The sequence below is a fragment of the Atopobium sp. genome (genome assembly GCF_034113385.1).
GTDB lineage: Bacteria > Actinomycetota > Coriobacteriia > Coriobacteriales > Atopobiaceae > Atopobium.
This window is the reverse complement of sequence record NZ_JAXEXL010000021.1, coordinates 1-3753: the sequence shown is the minus strand read 5'-3', so window position 1 is coordinate 3753 and position 3753 is coordinate 1. Positions and strand designations below refer to the sequence as shown.

1 protein-coding gene is annotated in these 3753 nt (G+C 44.0%); it reads right to left on the bottom strand.

What is annotated here, in order from left to right; translation table 11 throughout:
- Positions 1–218: 218 nt before the first annotated feature.
- Positions 219–3248 (bottom strand): AfsR/SARP family transcriptional regulator, encoded by a 3030-nt coding sequence (locus tag SPD80_RS06515; RefSeq protein WP_320829032.1) that lies wholly within the window; start codon positions 3246–3248, stop codon positions 219–221.
- Positions 3249–3753 lie beyond the last annotated feature (505 nt).

The window sequence follows — 3753 nt, the reverse complement described above, 5'->3', positions numbered from 1 at the left end:
AAAGAAACCTGGCATGTTACTTCCTTGCCTGCATACAACTTATAGATAATGCTTTGCACATAATTCTTCAATCTGTAACTTTATCAATCCTAAGACAAAGCCTTGTGCAAGATAGGACCCATCACCATAAATACGCAGACTACCAGACGAGCTTTCCATGCCAACTCAAAGCACAAAAGATGGTTTTTTCTTCTTTACCTGCAATTTTGCACAAAAGTTTAGCCAGCCATACAACTAACACTGTTTATAGTATCTGCGCGAGGCCTGTCATCCGTATTGCCTTCACGCGCCACATCGTCCAAACCGCTAAAACTTTTATACATGGTTTGTAGCAACCTCTTAAGTTCACATGAGGGCGACAACCCCGTAACTTCAGACAACTTACGAGCATATTTTGTAAAAAGCTCTTTGGCGTCTGCCACTCGACCTTGTGCCACATATACCTCAAGCAACACCTTAAGGGCATCCTCGCGCAAGTCATCCTCACGATATGCCATATCTGCCAACCATTCTGCGCGCGACAATTCCTTCTCTGCTAATGCGGCATAAGCCCCCAGCAAACACAAATCAATAAACCGCTTACACGTATCTTCACGAGCTGCCAACGAAAGTCCCAGCACATCATCCGTGGCACATACGACGCCGGTATACAGTGCCGATACCCTCATAACCTCTTCCAACAACTGTTTGTTAGAGTACTCTGCCGAGAAAACCTTATGACAAGCACTTACAAACTCATCCATGTCTACCGTTACACACTCAGACGCCAGCCAAATCCTACCGCCACCTGTACAGATAAACGGACATCCGCCATGCTCTATACTCACAGCCCTTCGTGCTGCTGTGAGCGTTACATACAAACGGTCACGTGCTTGCGCATAATCACAATCAGGCCATAGGGCAGAAGTTATTTGAAGACGTGTAAGCGAATGTCCCGGTGTCACTGCCAAGAGCGCCATAAGATTCTTTGCCATATGACGTTTCCATGACATCTCGGAAACAGGAACACCATCAACATATACTACTAGCTCGCCCAGCACCTGAATTCGCAGCTCATGAGGCTTAGCATCTGCAAGCAAGCGATCACTTTCGTGCTTTTTTAACATCGCTTGACGGTCAGCTGCAAACCTATCAATCTTGCTGCGCCATGTAAGCGGCATGGCGTCCACAAGCACTTCCGACAACTTTCCACAGGTCTTAGCTAACACAGCTAGCAAGGGCAACATAACTTCTGGTACTGCATATTTTTTAATTCTCTTTGCCGCAACAACAAGCTTGGATTTCTCTCCTACAAAGACCTTCTCTAACAGCCATTCCACGCAATTTTTGTCAGTTAAACATTCAGTATGTGTTATGCATGCATCATCACCATTGCCTGCATTCATACAAATATTGAGCGCTACCTGTAAATATCTAATATGCGCTGATAAAAACGGCATTGGTTCTTTTAGCAGACTATCCGCGCGCTCTGTCAATACATATGCCTGTAAACGAGACTTTTCATACATGCTTTGAATTGCACCACAAATCAGCAGTGCTGCAGCTTCCATCTTGAACCCAGATGAAATCAACTTGTTAGTTATGCGCTCAAGTTCAGGCAACTGATCTGTTGCTCCTGCAAGTGCATCTAATCCAAGGCAAAAGGCGGTAAAACAATCAGATAAGAACGTGTAGTCTGTCTGATTCATAAACTCAGCTATACGCTCTTGCAGCACAAATCCAGCACCCAATACATGATCGGAGGCAAAACGCTGCACTGCCGCAAAATCAATTGCCAGCAACGCATCTGTTAATGAATCAATCTTTGATGGAACACCCTGAATAAGCAGCTCTGCAAAGGCCTTTTTTATATCACCATGCATAATGTAACGCTTTACACACCAATGGACATACCATGCGTGCGCTAACTCATATGTTCCATCTAGAACTGACTCTGATGGCGAGTCAGAAAACGTACCCGCAGCTGGCCTTAATGCTTCCATCAGCCAAATAAGCTGCTGATATATTTCCGTTTGACGAGAACCCAAAGGAGCTGGCATACCTTCAAACGTCTGTTGTGCAGACTCATATTTACCATCAATTACCTGGAGCGCTGCTTGTGCACAGTTTTTCTCGAATATACGGGCGTGATCCTCGCATTTTAAAACAGCGGTACGGATTATCTGACCTTCCCCAGAGTTTATAAGTTCTAGCGGCCACTCCAATGCGATACTAAGCCATGTTTGCTCGGCACAAAATAAACTTGCAACCTTAACCGCACGCGTAATCTTGCCATGCTCCAACAATACTTCAATGCAGCGCTTTATGATTTCTGGCTTAAGCTCTGCATAGGAAGATAACTCGTAGCGAACCCCATCGAGCGATTTATGATTTGATACGTACGCGCAACAAAATGTTTTGTTTAAAGGGGAAGCATTATAAAACGGTGACGCATCACACAGTGAGGCAAACAAATCTCCGCATGGCTTACCCACTACTTTATCAATATCTTCCAGTGTTCCTGAGCCTAACAGAAACATAGCAAGGCGCATATTTTTATCATCCGAAATAAGCGTATCCCTGAAACCGTCAAGAATATATTTTTTAACTGCATCCCGAAGACAATACATAGACTCAAGAGGAATGTTTTGTCGAGGATAGCGATTCAGATATTCCAAGGCAGGGCGCACAAGCTGTGGTATGCCAAAAGTAGAGGAAAAGATGGACTCCACCTGCGCATGATGAACACAAGATACAAACGAGCCAAGCGATATACGATCAACAGTTAGCTCACTGCCGTGAATAACAACCGGGTGATGTAAGTAAGAAAGGACCTGAGAAGCTTCTGGAGCTACGGTAATTACAAAGTTATAACCATACTCACAAAGACGCGAAATGAGTCTGCTAAGACGCTTAGCGAGCGCTTCATCGCACGGCATAAGGCTATGTATGACGACAAGGGGATGTGTTAGATTGCTGGTCTCTACTTCATTGCAATGCCGTCTTATACGAGTAAGTAATTCTTCTTTAGCTAGCTCCCTACAATCAATCTCATACGTAGGATGGCCCTGAGCGCTCCATGCACGCGCAAGTTGATGTGCATAAGCTTCACATTCACAACTTGGATCTGCATAAAACACTACCACTGGACCAGAAAATTGACTTTGTCCAATATGGACGTCTTCCATAATCTGGATGCGGTCAAGACATGCAGAAATAGTAATTGGTGAACTTGCCTGTGCATCCCTGCGCTCCGTACGGGCAACCATAGGCCTCCTACGCATGAGAAATCCCTCCTCAACGAGTTATGAAAGTAAGCTGAAGACAATGCACTATTACAGTATCAAAAATAGTAAAAATGACAAACCTTATTTTTCTGAACGTAACCTAACAATTATTGAAGAATTGTATAAAAAGAGATTTTGAAAACAATATATTGTGGTTCATAAAAACATCGGCCACAGCCAATGCATCAGAATTGAATAAATGCATAAAAAAGTAAATATATGAATATTTAGGTGAACGGAACTTCAAACAATGGAACTAGCCACTTGCGTGCAAAACCATACCGTTCAAAAGAAAATAATCAGTTTTAAACACTCGGGTTACGTGCATGAAGGATAAGGCCCTCTTGCTTCCCCCACCCACAAAAAAACACCTGCCTTGTGGCAGGTGTTTGTCTTACAAGCAAAATGTTCTTTGTTGGTCAGCGACGTCCTTATCTCCCACGGACTCACTCCGCAGTACCATCGGCGCTTAAGGGCTTAACTTCTG

Excerpts from the sequence above, each read along its gene's own strand:
- SPD80_RS06515 (WP_320829032.1), bottom strand. The coding sequence starts at position 3,248 with ATGGTTGCCCGTACGGAGCGCAGGGATGCACAGGCAAGTTCACCAATT.